Source organism: Deltaproteobacteria bacterium (assembly GCA_016931625.1).
In the GTDB taxonomy this organism is placed as follows: Bacteria; Myxococcota; XYA12-FULL-58-9; order XYA12-FULL-58-9; family JAFGEK01; genus JAFGEK01.
On the sequence record JAFGEK010000077.1, the window covers coordinates 30,540 to 47,225 of the forward strand.

The window sequence follows — 16,686 nt, forward strand, 5'->3', positions numbered from 1 at the left end:
GACCATTAAAAAACAGTCAATTTTTTATAATCCGCGAAACGTTTATTTATTTCATCTAAATTTAGGCGTTTAAATCTTTCAAGACTAAAATCTTCAACCGCAAATGAAGCAATGACGCTACCCATTGCAACAGCTTGCCTTAATATATTGGCATTTATTTCTTGATTCTTTGCAAGAAAGCCAATCATGCCTCCTGCGAATGAATCTCCAGCTCCAGTAGGATCACGAACTTCTTCAAGAGGAAAGGCAGGTGCCGCAAAAATATTATCTTGATCAAATAATAAAGCGCCATACTCACCTCGTTTTACAATGAGAGTACGTGGACCCATATTGCGAATGATTTTGGCTGCCTTTACGAGATTATATTCATTAGCTAGAAGGCGCGTTTCCGCATCGTTAATACATAATACATTTACATGTGGTAAAACTTGTTCTAGTTGTTTGCGATATTGCGGATTTTGAATCCAATAATTCATACTATCGCACACGACTAAACGAGGATTGTTAATTTGTTCAAGCACCATTAATTGCAATGCGGGATCAATATTGCCTAATAAAATATATTCAGCGTCACGATAATTTGGCGGTAATTCAGGACGAAATTGCGCCAGAACATTTAGCTGTGTCTCAAGAGTATGAGCAATGTTAAGATTATCATCGTAGCGGCCACTCCAACGAAAAGTTTTGCCATCGAGGGTGCATATTCCTGTGGTATCGATATTGCGACTTTTGAAAAAAGTAAGATGTTCTTGGGGAAAGTCATGACCAATAACACCAACAATACCAACCTGACTGAAATAAGAAGCTGCAGTAGCAAAATATGATGCAGAACCACCCAGAATTTCTTCTTGCAGACCAAAAGGAGTTTGCACTGAATCTATAGCTAAAGTACCTACTACTAAGATCTCCATGATTATCTCCAAAAAATTATAAAATCAATTTTCCTAAATTAATACAAATAGGTTAAGTTAAGCTGAATATAGCTACAGCCTTACTTAGAGCGCTTTCCAATCGCATTGAGCTACTGCGAGCGTGCATACCTGCCTTGCGTTAAGCAGCCTCGTCCCGCCGCTGCTCGAAATATGTCCAATATTCCTTAAGCTGCTTGGTCCTCGGGTGCTTAACTCGGCGACGGTCTACACACCCTCGTATACGCTCAACCCAATTGGAAAGCGTTCTAATCATCGTTGTTTGCCAAATTTTTGCTATCGAGGACTTCTTGAAAAATAGCAAGTATTTTTGGTGAGGTAGTAACTGAGTCAAGACGATAATTGGGTTCTAATTCAAATGATGTAAGCAAATAATCAAAAGCAGCTTTATCGTCATTTTCAGCAACTGCACAAAAACCGAGATAACGTGCAACAGTTGCGCGATCACTTATTAATAATTTTTTATTAGCCAACAGATCTTCAAGATTACTACGTGCCTTTGCAAATTCACCATTCTTATAAATTTCTATGGTATCATTTAGTAAATTTTTACTGTTTGATAATGAATTTATCGAGTTATCTATAGTTTCGTCATTTTTTGATTTGTTTTCATTTGCATTGTGCGTAGCAAAATGTCGTTTTGAAGCCATAAGCGTAGCATTGTCAAAAATTGGTACAATAATTTTTGACCCAGTTAAAAGCGTCTTAATGTTTGGATTGTAATCTTTGATTAAATTAGCTTTCTTTGTAGTACGATAATATTTTTGAGAAATCTTTGCCCAAGTATCACCAGCAATGACTTTATGACGTAAATGAAAAGGCATTAACAGCTCTGTACCAATCTTAAGATCATTAGGATTGCGAATATTGTTTTCACTCATTAATGCTTTATAACGTTCATGATCACCTAAGTGACGCTTAGCAATTTCGGCAACTGAATCGCCACGGCGAATTTTATAGGTGTAACATGCAGGGATAGATAAGCGCGTTCCTGTAGCTATTTTGCTTTCATTATCTATTGAATTTTTTATCAGAATATAAACTGACTTCCAAGCAGCGCCATAATATTGACTCGCAATGCTGTTTAAATTTTCATTGTTATAATTATGAAAAGTCGTACCGGTGGCAAAACGCGAAAATAATATCAATATACATATCAAACTAATAGTTAGCCTGCGGCTATTCATGGTCTACGCCTTTTCTTAAGCGTGATATTAAGTTGTTTGGTTTCGCCGCTTTGTAATTCGATTATGCGTTTTTCAGTAGGATAATAGGTGTTGCGAAATTCAATAACATGTTGTCCAGCTGGTAACATAATTGGTTCAGCAAAAGGTGTAGTATCATGCAAACGGCCATCAATATATACTTCGGCCCAAGGCACAGCATTTATTTGAAGTTTTGCAAAACCAGAACCAATGTTAAAATGAGAAATTGAGAATGCATACAGTGCAAAAATAATAAGTAATATGCTGTTAAACGTAAACAATGGTTTTAACACCGCACTACGTGAATCTATACCACCTGTGTCGGTCGCGGCACCTTGAGTTTCTATTTCTTCTTTTGGAACATAAGTTGTTGCTTCACTATCATTAATGAGATCACGATGCCGCAGATAAATTAATAAACGACCGTTGTAATTAATTCTAACTTTTTTTGCTACAAAACTTTCAAGATCACGACGCAGCAATTCAGTGGTACGATACCTTTTATCAGGACGTTTTTCTAAGCATTTACGTAAAATGCGATTTAAACTCCAGGGTACATCAGGATATAACCTTCTTGGTGGTATATATGCCTCTGTAAGTATACGTTGCATTACACTTTTTGTGTCATCTTCAATAAAAGGCTTTTGGCCGGTTAACATTTGATACAGTACAATTCCAAACGAAAAGATATCTGAGCGATGATCGACCTTTTGTCCCATTATTTGCTCAGGTGACATATAAGCGGGTGTGCCTAACGCAGTACCAGGTCGTGTTAAGTCATCAAAGGATTCATCACGGGCAATGCCAAAATCCATTAGTTTTACATCGCCCTGTTTGGTTATCATTAAATTTGAGGGTTTAAAATCACGGTGAACCACACCACGGAAATGCGCATATTCAAGAGCCCGCGCTGCTTGCAGCGCAATAATGCCGGCAATATCTGGTGGTAAACGCTCTACTTTAGTCAATAAAGCATAGAGGTCGATGCCATCCACATATTCCATAACGATATACATGGATAACGCACGAGAAATAAAATCATAAATATGAACAATATTTTGGTGTGCAAGCTGTGCTACACTTTTTGCTTCACGCTCAAAACGTTTGCTTATTGATTTGTCTGATGTAAGTGAATTACGTAGCTCTTTAATTGCAACCAAACGTGACAAGGAGGGTTGTTCGGCTTTATAAACCACAGCCATACCGCCGGAGCCAATTTCTTCAAGGATTTTAAATGAGCTAATATGTTTTTCAGCAGCCATTAAGGTAAGACGTTATTCCGGCTGCGTTTTGTTTTCAACCGTTACTGCAATAAAGTAGAAGGTTTATTTGCAATATTTTTATTGGGTTTTTTGAGGTGTAGCATGCGTTTGTTCTATATTGGTGACGTGGTTGGCAAGCCTGGACGTAATGCGGTTATGAATTTGGTTACGCCACTACGTTCTGAATTATCGCTCGATGTGGTGATTATTAATTGTGAAAATGCTGCGGCAGGTAAAGGGGTTAACCCAGAAATATCTAATATGCTTTTAACCAAAGCCGAAGTTTTGGTAACCGGCAATCATGTCTGGCACTACCGTAATTTTGAACCTTATCTTGATCGCGAATCAAGAATAATACGCCCAGCAAATTACCCAAATGCACCAGGGCGTGGTTCTACGGTTATCAATTTGCCTGGTGATAAAAAACTAGGAATCATTCAAGTGGAGGGTCGTGTTTTTATGCGCAATCTTGAATGCCCTTTTGCTGCAATTGAACGTGAACTTAAAACAATGGCTGATATAAAATATATATTTGTAGATATACATGCTGAGGCTACCAGTGAGAAACAAGCAATAGCCTGGTATTTTGATGGTCAAGTTTCTGCAATTATTGGTAGCCATACTCATATTCCTACTGCTGATGAACGAATATTGCCGAATGGTACGGCCTATTTAACTGACGCAGGAATGACCGGGCCATATGATTCTGTAATTGGTATGGAAATTCGAACCTCTATTGAGCGTTTTTTAACACAACGTCGTACTCCACATGAGGTAGCTAAAGACAATATATGGCTTTGCGGTGTAGTAATAGATATTGATGATGAAAGTGGAAAGGCGCGTAGCATAGAAAGAGTAAAACGCAAATTCAGGGGGTGACCCTACTTAAAGAAATATTCTAAGTTAAAAAATATCAATGCCTGAAAAGAAATGGGCAATTTCTATTTTTGCTGTTTCTTTTGCATCCGAACCATGTACTGCATTGCGTTCAACGCTTTGTGCATAATCTTTGCGTATAGTGCCTAGTTCTGCTTTTGCAGGGTCGGTAGCGCCCATTAATTCACGATTTTTTACTATAGCGTTTTCACCTTCAAGCACGCTGGCAACTACTGGGCCGCTGGTCATAAATTCTACGAGAGAGTTAAAAAATGGTTTTTCGCGATGAACCATATAGAATTCTTCAGCTTTATTTTTAGATAAGTAGACCATACGCGTAGCAATAATTTTTAACCCTGCACTCTCAAAGCGGGATAGAATGGTGCCGATGAGACCTTTTTGTACAGCATCAGGTTTAATAATAGAAAGGGTTCGTTCAATCATTGTTTTGATAAACTCCTAAATTGCGAGAGTTAATTTTATGCCGCCGATGTGCCAGAGCTATACTAAATATGCAATAAGAAGATATAATTTTATGTGTATTTAGTTTTAAAAAAATGCTAGATTTCAGAAGTTCACCTCTTGCCGATTAAGGGTCTCGTAGAATAACTTGCAGGTTATGAGCAGCTTTCCAATTACACCATCTGGCCACGAAAAGCTTAAACAAGAATTACATCGTTTAAAGACGGTAGATCGTCGCCAAATAAGCCAAGAAATCGGTGCAGCTCGAGAATTGGGCGATTTATCAGAAAATTTTGAATATCACGCAGCAAAAAACCGTCAAGGTCTTATTGAGGCGAAAATTCGTGATATCGAAGACAAGCTATCGCGCGCACAAGTTATTGATCCCAGTAAACTTTCTGGGAATAGAGTTGTTTTTGGCGCAAAAGTTGAATTACTTGATGTCGAAACTGATGAAACTTTAAATTTCCATTTAGTTGGTGAAGTTGAGGCAGATGTTGAAAATGGCCGCATTTCAATTACTTCGCCAGTAGGAAAAGCTTTGGTAGGTAAAGAGATTGGCGATGAAGTACAAATACCGGGCAAAAGTAAAAAACGTTTAGTCGAAATAGTTGATGTTTCATTCGGTGCCTAATTGCATTAACTAATAGATTAATTTTACCAAGCTAGTTTTAGTTAAGGGGAAAGTGCAGCAATGACGCAAGTGCAGCAAGAAATATTAATTAACGCACCAATAGAGTGTGTTTTTAATATCATTACTGATTATGAAAACTATAGCGATTTTTTGCCAGATATGAAATCAGTTACAGTTGAATCACGCAAAGATGGCATAGCTTTAGTGCGTTTTGAAATAGAGTTAATTATGCGCGTAAGTTACACCTTGAGATTAGTTGAAGAACCACCAAGACGTTTATCGTGGACACTACATTATGCTAAAATGATTTCTTTAAATAATGGCAGCTGGGAACTTGAACCAAAAGATGACAAAACTTTGGCTCGTTACGCTCTTGAAGTCAAACTACGAGGGCTTATCCCAAAATCAGTCAGTACAAGACTTTTAGGGACAACTTTGCCAGATATGCTCCAACGTTTTCGTAACCACGCAGAAAATATACGGTAAATATAAATAGAACTACTGAATTTATAGAATTTCTTGCAGAATTGGTTTAGCCAACCTACGATATAAGTAGAGGTTTTTTTATATAGTTGAGTATGTTTGCCAAGACTGCTTGGCAGGAGTTGGGCTAATGCTCGACAGTTTTATAATTGAAGAACTAAAAAAGCGCGAAGAGCGTGAGCGTCAACGTGCGCGTCATGAACAGCCAAGGTTAGATCTACCTGTTAATGATCCTAAGCCACATATACCGAGTGAAAAAAAATCTAATCATGACAAAGAGGATAAAGGTCAAAAGCGCGGCGTGGTGATTATTGATATTTAATAGCAGTTATTGATTACTTAAGCCCGAACCCAAACTATATTCGCCAACACTAATTAAAATATTTAATCGCCAGTTACGGTCGACAGCATTTATTGCTTTAAGGCTTTTACTGCCGGATATTGTTAGGTCCCAGCATTCACAAGGTGAATGATACCGTACTGAAAAATTATGAGCAGTTAATCCTTCTTTTTCTAAATCAGCTTCGTCATTTTCTCTTGGGCTATGTAAGTAATAGGAGGTGTTGTAAGAAAGAAAGAAACGGGGTGGTAAAGACAAGTTAATGTTGGTATCAACATAATGAACCCATTTTGCACCGGGTATATATTTATTAGGTAACGACTCGAATTGATAAATATTACGTAAGAGATGGCCAGAATTAGGGGCTATTCGGCGATAAGTTGCAGATAATGAAAACGGACCAACTGCCGGAGGCGAAGCCCAAGCAACAAATTGACGCCAGACTAAACTTTCATTTATTTTTGTGGTGTCAGGATTATCTTTGGTTGCAAGACCAAGCAAATACAAGCTAGCCTCAGTACCACCACTCATTAAACCAGGGATGTTAAAATTTAAAGAAAGATTGGTTGCTAATAAACTTTGATTTTCTAAATTAAATGGTTGACTTATATCTAATGTAACTAAACGATTAAGGCCATTTAGCTGTTGCTGGGAGAGATCTTGAGTGAGTGAGACTATACCTTGATGCGAAATATGGTCACGACGAAGAAGAGCATTTATTTGATCTAATGAGACTGTACCATCAACACGATACATAAGGTCACTGACACGCCTGCCTCGACGCCAAGGGATACCTAAGTAACTTATATGTGGGGTTAATACATGAATATATTGTCCAAATTTTCCTGCAAACTGTATTGAAGCATCAGCTTCATTTATTATGGCAGTATTTTCCCTAGCGTCATCAAGTGGACCATTGCCACTTAAAATTGCGGTATCGATCCTACTACGAGCAGATAATGCCAACGGTCCTAGTTGCCTAGAAAATGCCAATGCTGGTGCAGCACGTGTTATAAATAAAGTTGGTTCATAGTTGATATACGAAGCATAAGCAGGAGCAGCATAAGCACTCCAAGGGCCAATACGTTCAAAACTAAACGAGCCATCTAAATAAAAACCCGAGGTCACGTTGATAGGCAATAGGTTAAGTCGCATCACCGGACCATGCTGTGGTGAGCGATATTCAGTAGATTGTAGATTTGTTAGCTTTTGTGGAGTATTGCCAACACGTAGCAAATAATCAGCACCAATAAGTGCAGAGACCAATGCAGAACGCCATTGCAATTGTAGGCGCGAAGGGATATAGACACTGACTTGTTGGTTTAGCGTCTCACCAAAATCTAAACGATAATTATCATCTGATATCCAATCAGCGCGTAATAGCAGTCGCAGATTTTTAGAAAAATCTGTTTTATGCGACCAAGACAAAGCATAGCGTTCAACTAAATCGTAGCGAGGGTCATTTGCAATTTTATTTGCAAGCGCGGTATTAAAAGCGTTTTTGTTGGTTGGATTACAATATAAATCGTTCTGCCAATTATTTAATAATTCTTGTTTTAAGGTTGGATCAGCTTCTTCTTTTGCTGTTTTAAGTCTAGCATCGCAATCGTCCTTCCAGGCTTTAATTACCATGGCATGGTCGCCATCATGTGTCCAAGAAATTGTAAATTCACCTTCAGTTCCTAGTATTGGCGCATATCGTAATCTTGCACCTAAGCGTGGTGCACCCCAAGTTTCTGGTGAATACTTATGGTCTAATGACCAATCGGTACGAATACCTGGAATGATGGTTAAATCCCAGGAGTCGCTTAGCGGAATAAAAAATGGTAGATCTAACATTGGCCATGGTGGCTTATAAAACATGATTTTGGGTGGCAGAAACCCAGTAGCACGGCTTTTTAATGGTATTGAAAGAGGTGGCATTGGGGGGGTGATGGGTATTTGCAGATTGCCAAATGGAGATATACGAAAAACCGGCCACCAAATAGTAGCGCGTTCACCCATCGTAACGTCAATAGAATTAGAACTTAAACTCCAAGAGGGTAGGTCACCACCACAATCACATTTAGTAAAATTACCTTGTTCAATATGCAATTGGTTTTTACCGAGGCGTTCAATTTGCTTACCAGCGATGACCATGTCATTACGCCCAAGCGGTATTTTTGAATCTGATCTAATATCAGTGCCAGCTTTAACACGTATAACAGCATCATTCATGCTAGCTTTAATTCGATCAGCACCAAGCACTACGCTGCTACAGGTAATTAATTTTTTATCTTCTACGAGTAGAACATTGCTACGAGCAATGGCACCAGCAAAATTATTTTGCTCGGTGATTTGCACTTCGATTTCATCTGCCCAGAGACGAATACTTTCGCAAAAAAGACTTGCACGTTGGCGTAATATGCATGATTTGCGCGAACAATCCATGTTTTCGGAGGCAAGTTCAAGTTTTGTACAAGGACCACCATTAGTAATTCCTTGCAACATTGGTGTAGTGCTAATTTCTGCTGCCGCGGCAGGGGCAGTAAACGCAAAAATTGATAAATTGCACAAAAAAGCAAGAAATAGCGGTCGAATTTTTTTTAGAATTACTTTATTTCCCCAAAGATGCAGCATCAGTTTTAGCCTTAAGGCAATAGTGCATTTTTTTACACCCTATTGCATAACTGATGTGCTCTTACTAGCGCGAGAAGTCCAATGCAACTATGGTATCGGTTTGCGACACATTAAAAGTAACTTTACGTAGCAAACGGATCTCGATATTTACGCTTGGGGAAGCTCCTTCAATTGGTTTGGCAACAATTGAAGTAATTGGGCCAGCAAAATGCTGGGTTAATAATGGACGGGTATTATTGAATAGGGGTACTTTGGCATTTTCAAGAATTAAAATGACCAGATTATCACGAGAGCTATCAACTTTATAATGAGCCTTATCACTTGTACGCACGAACACTCGAGAGGCGTCTTGAAACTGCTGAAAACCAACCCATGTGAGATCTTGTATTTCTCCATCAAGATTTTGTCCATTGGCACTGCTAACGAATATAAACATCGCGACTGTAAAAAAAGCAATCTTCGCAAATAAATGTCGAAAAAATAAATTTAGTAAAGTGTACAAAGAAGACATGTTAACTGCCCCTAGTTTTTAAGTTTATATAGGCAAAAGAAGGCTAACATATTGAAAAATATACAGCAAAAATTTTGCTTAGCTAAAAAAATTTTCATGCGCGGTACGGACTGGTAGTCACTTGCGTTACAAGCGCAGTACAGACTATTGGTATGGTTAGTAAAAAATCGTTCTAAGGTACTTAAAAACCACATAACTTAGTGAGGACATATGTCTTTAAACAATGCTACCCCTCCATTTCTTCCTAAATTTTCAGCAGATGCTACAGTATCGGCTACCTTTGTGACTTCATTGGGTAATTTTGTTTGCCGCTTATTTGCTAATGAATGTCCAATTACGGTTGGCAATTTTGTTGCCTTAGCTCGCGGAGAAATGCCCTGGATTGATAAAAATGGTCGTAATATGCAAGGTACGCCATTATATAATGGCACTATTTTTCATCGAGTTATTAAAGATTTTATGATCCAAGGTGGTGATCCAGAAGGTAATGGTCGCGGTGGTCCTGGCTATCGTTTCGCTGATGAAATTATACCTTCTTTAAAACACAACAAACCAGGCATTTTATCAATGGCCAATGCTGGCCCAAATACCAATGGCTCTCAGTTTTTTATTACTGAAGTCCCGACACCTCATCTTGATGGTCGACATGCAGTATTTGGTGAAGTCACAGATGGATTTGATGTGGTTTTGAAAATAGTAAGCACTAAAGTAGATGCAAACGATAGACCGGCAAAACCAGTTGTAATCGAAAGTATTAATATTGATATCAGATAGCTTTGATAGAAATGACCACAATTGGTTTGATAATGGCGGCTATTGCTGCAATGGCTTTTGCAAGTAAGCCGCCATTATCTCCGAATTCATCAGATGTATTCACGCAGCTTTATGATAAAAAAGTTACTTTAACAAAAAATAGTGAGCCGTTAATTACTGTAGGGGTCGTTAATGATACAGAGCAAGTAACTCTGCGTGCTGATTCAACTGTCGATATTGATTTTTGGCAAGCAGGACAACAAAGACATTATACTATAAATAATGGCGAATCCATCAGAATAAAAGTTAATCAAGCAACCACAGCTACACGACAGTATTACGTCGATTTTGCAGGTTCTTCTTATGGCGATGAAATAAAGTTAAAGCAAGTTTTAGCAACCTGGACAAATAAAGGTATAAAGCAGATCAAGGTGAATACTGAAGGAATGATTTTACCTTTGCGCTATCGAGCTATTGATAATCGTGAATATCGTTTATACATAAATGCTACTAATCAAGCAGAAGCTCAACAACAAGCAACCGATTTTTTTTATCGTTTTGGTGTGCATGCAGAAGTTAAAACAAAGTTAACAAAACTACCACATGGAAACTTAGAAGTATTTGCAACTAAGCGTGTTTTAGGAGTTGCAACAGACTATATCCATCTGCAAGCTGCATCAGGTATTTTGCAAGTCGATAAAGTTGAATATGGTCGGGGTTATCGCTGGCATGGCTATGAAGACCGTAGTTATCGTGGAGAACTGTATATTGCTATTAATCCTGAAGGTAATTTAGCGGTTATTAATGTTTTAGGGATAGAAAATTTATTAGAAGGGACCGTGCCTGCTGAACTTTATGCTTCCTCACCTAAAGAAGCATTAAAGGCTCAGGCAGTAGCAGCACGCAATCATATGTTAGCTAAGCTTGGGCGTCGACATCATGCTGATCCCTTTCAATTGTGTAGCTTTCAACATTGTCAAGTATATGCTGGCACATCACGTGAAGATCCACGCTCGAAAGAGGCTATAAAGGAGACAGCAGGCCAGGTGTTGTTTTTAAATAACCGGCTTGTTGATTGTGTGTATTCAGCTAGTTGTGGTGGATATACTGAAGATAATGACGCGGTCTGGGGTGATGAGCCAGATCCAGCATTACGTGGTCGGCCAGATTTTGATGTTCACGAACATCCCGAACTTGCTCCTTTTGTCGCTGGGTTGAATGAAAAACTTATACCGGCATGGATTAATATTACCCCAAAATCATTTTGCGCAAATGCAGCTAAAGAGGCATCTCAAAAAGTTCGTTGGAGTCGCACTTTTAAAGCAGATGAATTATCAAAGCTACTGCAGCCACAATATGGCAATATTGGTGCATTGCGTGATTTGGTTATTAAAAGACGTGGGGTTGGAGGAAAAGTAATAATTTTAAGCCTAATTGGAAAACTTGGCAGCGTTGATGTTATTCATGAACTACCGATTCGGCGCCTTTTTAATAACCTTAATTCAGCTGCTTTCATAATTGATATATCACGAAACCAAGCAGGCGACTTAACAGAAGTAGCATTTCATGGGGCTGGCTGGGGTCATGGAGTTGGAATGTGCCAGCTAGGGGCTATTGGCCGAGCTCAGGCTTTACATACATTCGATCAAATTTTGGCACATTATTATAACGGTGCATACCTAGAAAAATTGTATTAATTATAAAATGGCATAAAGTTATTGTTATATTTTTCACAGTTACACTTGACATAATGCGTCTTAAGGCATCCATTATGTTTGTAATTTAGATGTAATAATTAAGGAGTGGATAAAATGATTGATTGGGAAAATATACTCTCCCTAAAACAAATTCGAAGAGAAATGGCTTTAAGTCAATCGCAACTCGCGACTTTGTTAGGAGTATCCCCGCGTACGGTGCAAAGTTGTGAACAAGGATGGCGTAAACCAAGTCCCGCACTTGAAAAAACATTGCTACTTTTACGTATTGCTCATGAACGAGGACCTAATCTTTGTTCGCAACGATGCTGGGAGATTAAGAACTGTTTTGAAAACCAGCGTAATTCGTGTCTGGCTTTTCGTACTCGCCAAGGTCATCTGTGCTGGCTAATTAGTGGTAATATTTGTTCAGGCAAATCGTTACGTAACTGGGAAGATAAAAAACAAGTATGTGCTCAATGTCCACAGTTTCATAGATTATTAGGTGATTTAAATAACAAGTTGCAGAGTGAAAATTAAAAAAATTTGTTTTTAGTTAAATTGGGTCATTATCCCTCTTGCCTCCTTTAAACAAAAGCTTCAAGTTGCCGCCTATAAAGAAACTCATAAATGGGGCTTCATCCGATTTACTATATATTTGGAGGCAAAAATGTCTTTGACTAACACACAAGAATGGCAAGCACTTAAGCTGCATCACCAAGCAATTTGTAACATTCATATGAAAGATATGTTTGCCAGCGATAGTGAACGTGGACGAAAATTTTCTTTGCGCGTTGGGCCAATATTTCTCGATTATTCGAAAAATCGTATTACTGATGAAACAATTAAATTACTTATGGCTTTAGCAAATAAATGTGAGGTTAAAAGAGAACGTGATCGTATGTTTAAAGGTGAAACGCTTAATTTCACTGAAGGTAGATCAGTATTGCATGTCGCCTTACGTAATCATTTTGATTGTCCGATTAAGGTTAATGGTAAAGATGTTATGCCTAATGTTAAAGCAGTTGTTGAAAAAATGTATTATTTTGTTGAACGAGTTCGTTCAGGAATTTGGCAAGGTTATACCGGAAAAAAAGTAACAGATATTGTAAACATAGGTATCGGTGGTTCTGATTTAGGACCTATGATGGTCACTGAAGCTCTGAGTCCATATTGGCATCCAGATATACAGCCACATTTTGTTTCTAATGTTGATGGTACTCATATTGCTGAAACATTAAAACACCTTGATGCACAAACAACTCTGTTTATCATTGCTTCAAAAACATTTACAACACAGGAAACCCTCACTAATGCACATTCTGCTCGTGCTTGGCTGTGTGAAAAATTAGGTAGCGAAAATGCAGTAGCTAAACATTTTGTGGCGGTGAGTACCGCAGCACAAGAAGTTGCCAAGTTTGGCATTGATACAGCCAATATGTTTGAATTTTGGGATTGGGTAGGAGGTCGTTATTCACTTTGGTCTGCTATTGGACTACCCATTGCTTGTATGATTGGTACAGAAAATTTTAGCAAATTATTAGCTGGTGCAAATGCAATGGATGAGCATTTTTGCAATGCAACTTTAGATAAAAATATGCCAGTGCTTTTAGCGATGTTGGGGGTTTGGTATAACAATTTTTTTAATTTTACCTCTCACGCTGTGCTTCCGTATGACCAATATTTACATCGTCTGCCTGCATATTTACAGCAAGTAGATATGGAATCAAATGGTAAGCGCGTTGATCGAAGTGGTGCTGAAATTAAAGATTATGCGACAGGACCAATTATTTGGGGTGAGCCAGGTACCAACGGACAACATGCCTTTTATCAATTGTTGCATCAAGGAACCCAATTGATACCTGCTGATTTTATTGCTCCAGCAAAAACTCATAATCACATTGGTGATCATCATCCCATTTTACTTGCCAATTTTTTTGCACAGACTGAGGCACTAATGTGCGGTAAAACTGAAGATGAGGTTCGTTGTGAATTAGAAGCAGCAAATTTACCAAAAGATAAAGTGGAGTTGTTAATACCTCATAAGATTTTTCCTGGCAATCGTCCAACTAATAGCTTTTTAATAGATGAGATATCGCCAGAATCTTTAGGTATGCTATTAGCTATGTACGAACATAAAATCTTTGTGCAAGGGATTGTTTGGAATGTAAATAGCTATGACCAATGGGGTGTAGAACTTGGCAAACAACTTGCCAAAAGAATATTACCTGAACTTAAAGATAAGCAATCCATAAGTACCCACGATTCATCGACAAATCAGCTCATTAATGAATATAAATCTTCAGTCTGATATTATTTTATTTAAAAAAGCATGTCTCTAGCATAAGGTTAACTAATGAAGAGCGTGTTGATGTATAGGCGAGTTGGCTTTCTAGTAACAATTTTATTCGTAAGCAATGCTGCAGCCCAAAACTATGATGATTTTTTACATCCATTTAAAAAGCCACTCTCTTCATGGGTAAAACAAATAGATGAAGCAAGGCAAAGTGGCGATTTAGACACCGCAGAGTTAATTGCTGATGCTGCCGAGAAAACTTTAGGAACAGGTATAGCACCTTTGGTTCGGCAACGAGGTTTGATTGCTCGTGATCGTGGGCAATTACCTGAAGCAGCCAATTTTTTTGAGCTTGCCGCCAAGCTTGATCCTTCTTCTGATGCACGACTCGAACAAGTTGCTGCTTTGATTCCTATTGGTCGTTGGCCAGAAGCTGTTGAGGTGTTAGCTAGAGCTTTTGATGAACGTAGTATTTCTTTAAGAGTCGATGATGTCATTGTGGATCAACGTATTGCCCCTCTTGTAGGATTTGAACCTTTTCAGGCATTGATTCATAGTGTGCGTAATGATCAAAGTGGACCATTTGGACGAACTTTACAAAAACTTGAGCGAATTGATGTGGCCGTAAGCAGCAATAAAAATATATTAAATATAATTAGTAGTTGGATTTATGCCATTTCCAGAATTGTAGATTATCCTGGTACAGCAGTTTTTGCGTTATGGATTTTAGGTTTACTGTTTAGCATTGGTTTAGCTCAGACGCAAATGATACCTCCTCCTTGGTCTTTGATTAGTGGTATGCTTTTAGCCTCAGGAATATGGTATTTCACTGCTCGTATCGCAACTAACCAACCATATGCTGGTTTAATGACTATCTCTGTCGCTTTAGGAGTTATTTTTGCTCCTTGGGGAATAGCTTTAGCCTTAAGAAGTATCCTGCATAGAAAAGATAGAAGGCTAAAACAAGAACAACAAATTAATGAAAATAAAGAGTAAGGTTTTAAAATACATTTTTACATAAACTTCGGTAGTGATATCTGTACTATTGTTCCGGTTCCTACTGTGCTTTCGATACTAACATTACCACCGACACGTTCAACCATACGTCGGCATTGTGCCACTCCAAGTCCAGTACCATCTTGTCGTGTTGAGAAAAATGGAGTTCCTACTCGTTCAAGGATTTCAGAAGTCATACCGGGACCGGTATCCTCGACGATAATATCCAATGCGTTTTTTGTATCAGTCACACGAACAGTAACATTACCACCCGGAGTATTAAGTCTTCCAAGAGATTGAGCGGCATTTGCAATGACATTGATTAGCGCTTGGCTCAATTCTGTGGAGCCAATTGCAACTTTAGGTAAAGTTGCTGCGCCATTATAACTTATTGTACCGCGAACACTTAATGCAAGATTTCTACAGACTGATATTGCATAGCGAATAACCGGAAGTGGGTCACATTGTGTTGGTTCAAGGGCATTGGCTGGCCGAGATAGTTTTCGCATGCTAGAAGTTAGGGCATGCATTAGACGGCATCCTTCAAGCATATCATTGACAATATGAGGCAATTCTTCAGCTAACTCGGTTAATTGTTGGTTATTATCTTTTGAGAGTTCACTAGCATGATTTTTTAATAAATTTTCTAAAGCAGGTACTGCAGGGATAAGCTGACTTAATCGCTCAGAATTAGTCATTAAATAAGATAATGGTTGAGTTAAATCATGAATAACAGTTGCAGCTATACTGCCAAGAGTGACCAATCTTTCTGTTTGAATTAGACGTAAATGTAAAGTTGAATTTTCTCGACCTAAATGAAAAGCTTCAAGACACCAAGTTAGTACTTGTTCAAAATCTGCAGTATCCCAAGGTTTGATTATGTAACGAACCACCAAACCATCATTAACAGCGCGCAGAATTGGATCGAGATCGCTGTATGCTGTAACTGCAATACGTATAATATCTGGATAGAGATCTTTCACTCGATGTAATAATTCATTACCGGACATATCTGGCATTCGTTGATCTGATATTATTACAGCGACATTATTATTGGTTAGAAATTCTAAAGCTTCTTTTGCAGAAGCAACCGTAGTAATTTTAAAACGTCGGCCAAAGCATTGCTCGAAGACGATACGGTTCGTGCGCTCATCGTCGACATAGAGGATCAAGCCATCAGGAACCGTCATTTTTATTTCTCCTTACCCCTAATTCGTATACTTTACACTTATACTCTATACCTTATCCTAACTAATACTTCACTTTACAATAATAACTAGATGTTATTCTTGAAATTAAATTTTGTGGATAAGGCTTTTTTAAGTAGTAATCTACGTTTAAGATTATGTAGTTGCAGATTGGCGTACCTTATCTGTTTCATTATTGAACGTAATTTTAAAAAACACTACTTCGCGTTTATAGACTTGCGCTCAAAGAGGCAATTCAATTTTGAAGTAGAATATTAAATTTTTACTAACATGTTAATAAAATTTGAATATTTCTTATTCCATCTGATTGCGTTTTAAAAAATGAAAAATAAACAAAAAAGTAAATATATGTAAAAAATATTATTAGCCAAATAAGATAATAATATGTTTAGTGATAAAATTATGTAAAATTTTATAG

The 16,686-nt window shown here is 38.0% G+C and carries 16 protein-coding genes; 9 read left to right on the plus strand and 7 right to left on the minus strand.

Annotated elements, in window-relative coordinates; all coding sequences use genetic code 11:
• Window positions 1-5: 5 nt before the first annotated feature.
• From JW841_06900 to JW841_06910, 3 genes are all read right to left on the minus strand, one after another.
• The gene (locus JW841_06900) at window positions 6-911 is read right to left on the minus strand and encodes a sugar kinase (protein MBN1960657.1); all 906 of its coding nucleotides are present in this window, start codon (window positions 909-911) and stop codon (window positions 6-8) included.
• 266 nt (window positions 912-1,177) lie between these two features.
• Window positions 1,178-2,116: a LysM peptidoglycan-binding domain-containing protein gene (locus JW841_06905; GenBank protein MBN1960658.1), complete on the minus strand. Its 939-nt coding sequence runs from the start codon at window positions 2,114-2,116 to the stop codon at window positions 1,178-1,180.
• Complete coding sequence (locus JW841_06910; GenBank protein ID MBN1960659.1) at window positions 2,113-3,396, minus strand: serine/threonine protein kinase; 1,284 nt, start codon at window positions 3,394-3,396, stop codon at window positions 2,113-2,115. Before JW841_06910 ends, JW841_06905 begins: the two co-directional genes overlap by 4 nt.
• Before the next feature lie 102 nt (window positions 3,397-3,498).
• Between JW841_06910 and JW841_06915 the strand changes: the two genes are divergently transcribed.
• A complete protein-coding gene (locus JW841_06915; protein MBN1960660.1) occupies window positions 3,499-4,275 on the plus strand; it encodes a TIGR00282 family metallophosphoesterase in 777 nt (258 codons plus the stop codon).
• A gap of 24 nt (window positions 4,276-4,299) precedes the next feature.
• On the opposite strand, the gene ndk is transcribed toward JW841_06915, so the two are convergent.
• Window positions 4,300-4,716, minus strand: a complete 417-nt coding sequence (gene ndk / locus JW841_06920) for a nucleoside-diphosphate kinase (GenBank protein ID MBN1960661.1) — start codon at window positions 4,714-4,716, stop codon at window positions 4,300-4,302.
• A 175-nt stretch (window positions 4,717-4,891) separates the two neighbouring features.
• Between ndk and greA the strand changes: the two genes are divergently transcribed.
• The 3 genes from greA (at window position 4,892) to JW841_06935 (ending at window position 6,173) form a co-directional block, all read left to right on the plus strand.
• On the plus strand, window positions 4,892-5,368 hold the full coding sequence (gene greA, locus JW841_06925) for a transcription elongation factor GreA (protein ID MBN1960662.1): 477 nt from the start codon (window positions 4,892-4,894) through the stop codon (window positions 5,366-5,368).
• 60 nt (window positions 5,369-5,428) lie between these two features.
• The gene (locus JW841_06930; protein ID MBN1960663.1) at window positions 5,429-5,854 is read left to right on the plus strand and encodes an SRPBCC family protein; all 426 of its coding nucleotides are present in this window, start codon (window positions 5,429-5,431) and stop codon (window positions 5,852-5,854) included.
• Window positions 5,855-5,981: 127 nt separating this feature from the next.
• Window positions 5,982-6,173, plus strand: a complete 192-nt coding sequence (locus JW841_06935; GenBank protein ID MBN1960664.1) for a hypothetical protein — start codon at window positions 5,982-5,984, stop codon at window positions 6,171-6,173.
• 6 nt (window positions 6,174-6,179) lie between these two features.
• On the opposite strand, the gene JW841_06940 is transcribed toward JW841_06935, so the two are convergent.
• Window positions 6,180-8,810, minus strand: coding sequence for an LPS-assembly protein LptD (locus JW841_06940; protein MBN1960665.1), 2,631 nt, complete (start codon window positions 8,808-8,810; stop codon window positions 6,180-6,182).
• A gap of 64 nt (window positions 8,811-8,874) precedes the next feature.
• On the minus strand, window positions 8,875-9,246 hold the full coding sequence (locus tag JW841_06945; GenBank protein ID MBN1960666.1) for a hypothetical protein: 372 nt from the start codon (window positions 9,244-9,246) through the stop codon (window positions 8,875-8,877).
• Window positions 9,247-9,531: 285 nt separating this feature from the next.
• Here JW841_06945 and JW841_06950 point away from each other — a divergent pair, with 285 nt between their 5' ends.
• The 5 genes from JW841_06950 (at window position 9,532) to JW841_06970 (ending at window position 15,060) form a co-directional block, all read left to right on the plus strand.
• A complete protein-coding gene (locus JW841_06950; GenBank protein MBN1960667.1) occupies window positions 9,532-10,095 on the plus strand; it encodes a peptidylprolyl isomerase in 564 nt (187 codons plus the stop codon).
• Between the two features lie 11 nt (window positions 10,096-10,106).
• Window positions 10,107-11,771, plus strand: coding sequence for a SpoIID/LytB domain-containing protein (locus JW841_06955; GenBank protein ID MBN1960668.1), 1,665 nt, complete (start codon window positions 10,107-10,109; stop codon window positions 11,769-11,771).
• A 114-nt stretch (window positions 11,772-11,885) separates the two neighbouring features.
• Complete coding sequence (locus tag JW841_06960) at window positions 11,886-12,308, plus strand: helix-turn-helix domain-containing protein (protein MBN1960669.1); 423 nt, start codon at window positions 11,886-11,888, stop codon at window positions 12,306-12,308.
• Between the two features lie 130 nt (window positions 12,309-12,438).
• Window positions 12,439-14,079, plus strand: a complete 1,641-nt coding sequence (gene pgi / locus JW841_06965; GenBank protein ID MBN1960670.1) for a glucose-6-phosphate isomerase — start codon at window positions 12,439-12,441, stop codon at window positions 14,077-14,079.
• Between the two features lie 60 nt (window positions 14,080-14,139).
• Window positions 14,140-15,060 carry a hypothetical protein gene (locus JW841_06970; protein ID MBN1960671.1) on the plus strand — a complete coding sequence of 307 codons (921 nt, stop codon included), beginning with the start codon at window positions 14,140-14,142 and terminating at the stop codon, window positions 15,058-15,060.
• Window positions 15,061-15,077: 17 nt separating this feature from the next.
• On the opposite strand, the gene JW841_06975 is transcribed toward JW841_06970, so the two are convergent.
• Entirely contained in the window at window positions 15,078-16,250 is a 1,173-nt protein-coding gene (locus tag JW841_06975) for a hybrid sensor histidine kinase/response regulator (protein MBN1960672.1), read from the minus strand.
• Window positions 16,251-16,686 lie beyond the last annotated feature (436 nt).

What these genes read in the sequence shown, in the direction of transcription:
- JW841_06900 (MBN1960657.1), bottom strand. Translation starts at nt 911, where the DNA reads ATGGAGATCTTAGTAGTAGGTACTTTAGCTATAGATTCAGTGCAAACT.
- JW841_06905 (MBN1960658.1), bottom strand. Translation starts at nt 2,116, where the DNA reads ATGAATAGCCGCAGGCTAACTATTAGTTTGATATGTATATTGATATTA.
- JW841_06910 (MBN1960659.1), bottom strand. Translation starts at nt 3,396, where the DNA reads ATGGCTGCTGAAAAACATATTAGCTCATTTAAAATCCTTGAAGAAATT.
- JW841_06915 (MBN1960660.1), top strand. Translation starts at nt 3,499, where the DNA reads ATGCGTTTGTTCTATATTGGTGACGTGGTTGGCAAGCCTGGACGTAAT.
- ndk (MBN1960661.1), bottom strand. Translation starts at nt 4,716, where the DNA reads ATGATTGAACGAACCCTTTCTATTATTAAACCTGATGCTGTACAAAAA.
- greA (MBN1960662.1), top strand. Translation starts at nt 4,892, where the DNA reads ATGAGCAGCTTTCCAATTACACCATCTGGCCACGAAAAGCTTAAACAA.
- JW841_06930 (MBN1960663.1), top strand. Translation starts at nt 5,429, where the DNA reads ATGACGCAAGTGCAGCAAGAAATATTAATTAACGCACCAATAGAGTGT.
- JW841_06935 (MBN1960664.1), top strand. Translation starts at nt 5,982, where the DNA reads ATGCTCGACAGTTTTATAATTGAAGAACTAAAAAAGCGCGAAGAGCGT.
- JW841_06940 (MBN1960665.1), bottom strand. Translation starts at nt 8,810, where the DNA reads ATGCTGCATCTTTGGGGAAATAAAGTAATTCTAAAAAAAATTCGACCG.
- JW841_06945 (MBN1960666.1), bottom strand. Translation starts at nt 9,246, where the DNA reads ATGTTTATATTCGTTAGCAGTGCCAATGGACAAAATCTTGATGGAGAA.
- JW841_06950 (MBN1960667.1), top strand. Translation starts at nt 9,532, where the DNA reads ATGTCTTTAAACAATGCTACCCCTCCATTTCTTCCTAAATTTTCAGCA.
- JW841_06955 (MBN1960668.1), top strand. Translation starts at nt 10,107, where the DNA reads ATGACCACAATTGGTTTGATAATGGCGGCTATTGCTGCAATGGCTTTT.
- JW841_06960 (MBN1960669.1), top strand. Translation starts at nt 11,886, where the DNA reads ATGATTGATTGGGAAAATATACTCTCCCTAAAACAAATTCGAAGAGAA.
- pgi (MBN1960670.1), top strand. Translation starts at nt 12,439, where the DNA reads ATGTCTTTGACTAACACACAAGAATGGCAAGCACTTAAGCTGCATCAC.
- JW841_06970 (MBN1960671.1), top strand. Translation starts at nt 14,140, where the DNA reads ATGTATAGGCGAGTTGGCTTTCTAGTAACAATTTTATTCGTAAGCAAT.
- JW841_06975 (MBN1960672.1), bottom strand. Translation starts at nt 16,250, where the DNA reads ATGACGGTTCCTGATGGCTTGATCCTCTATGTCGACGATGAGCGCACG.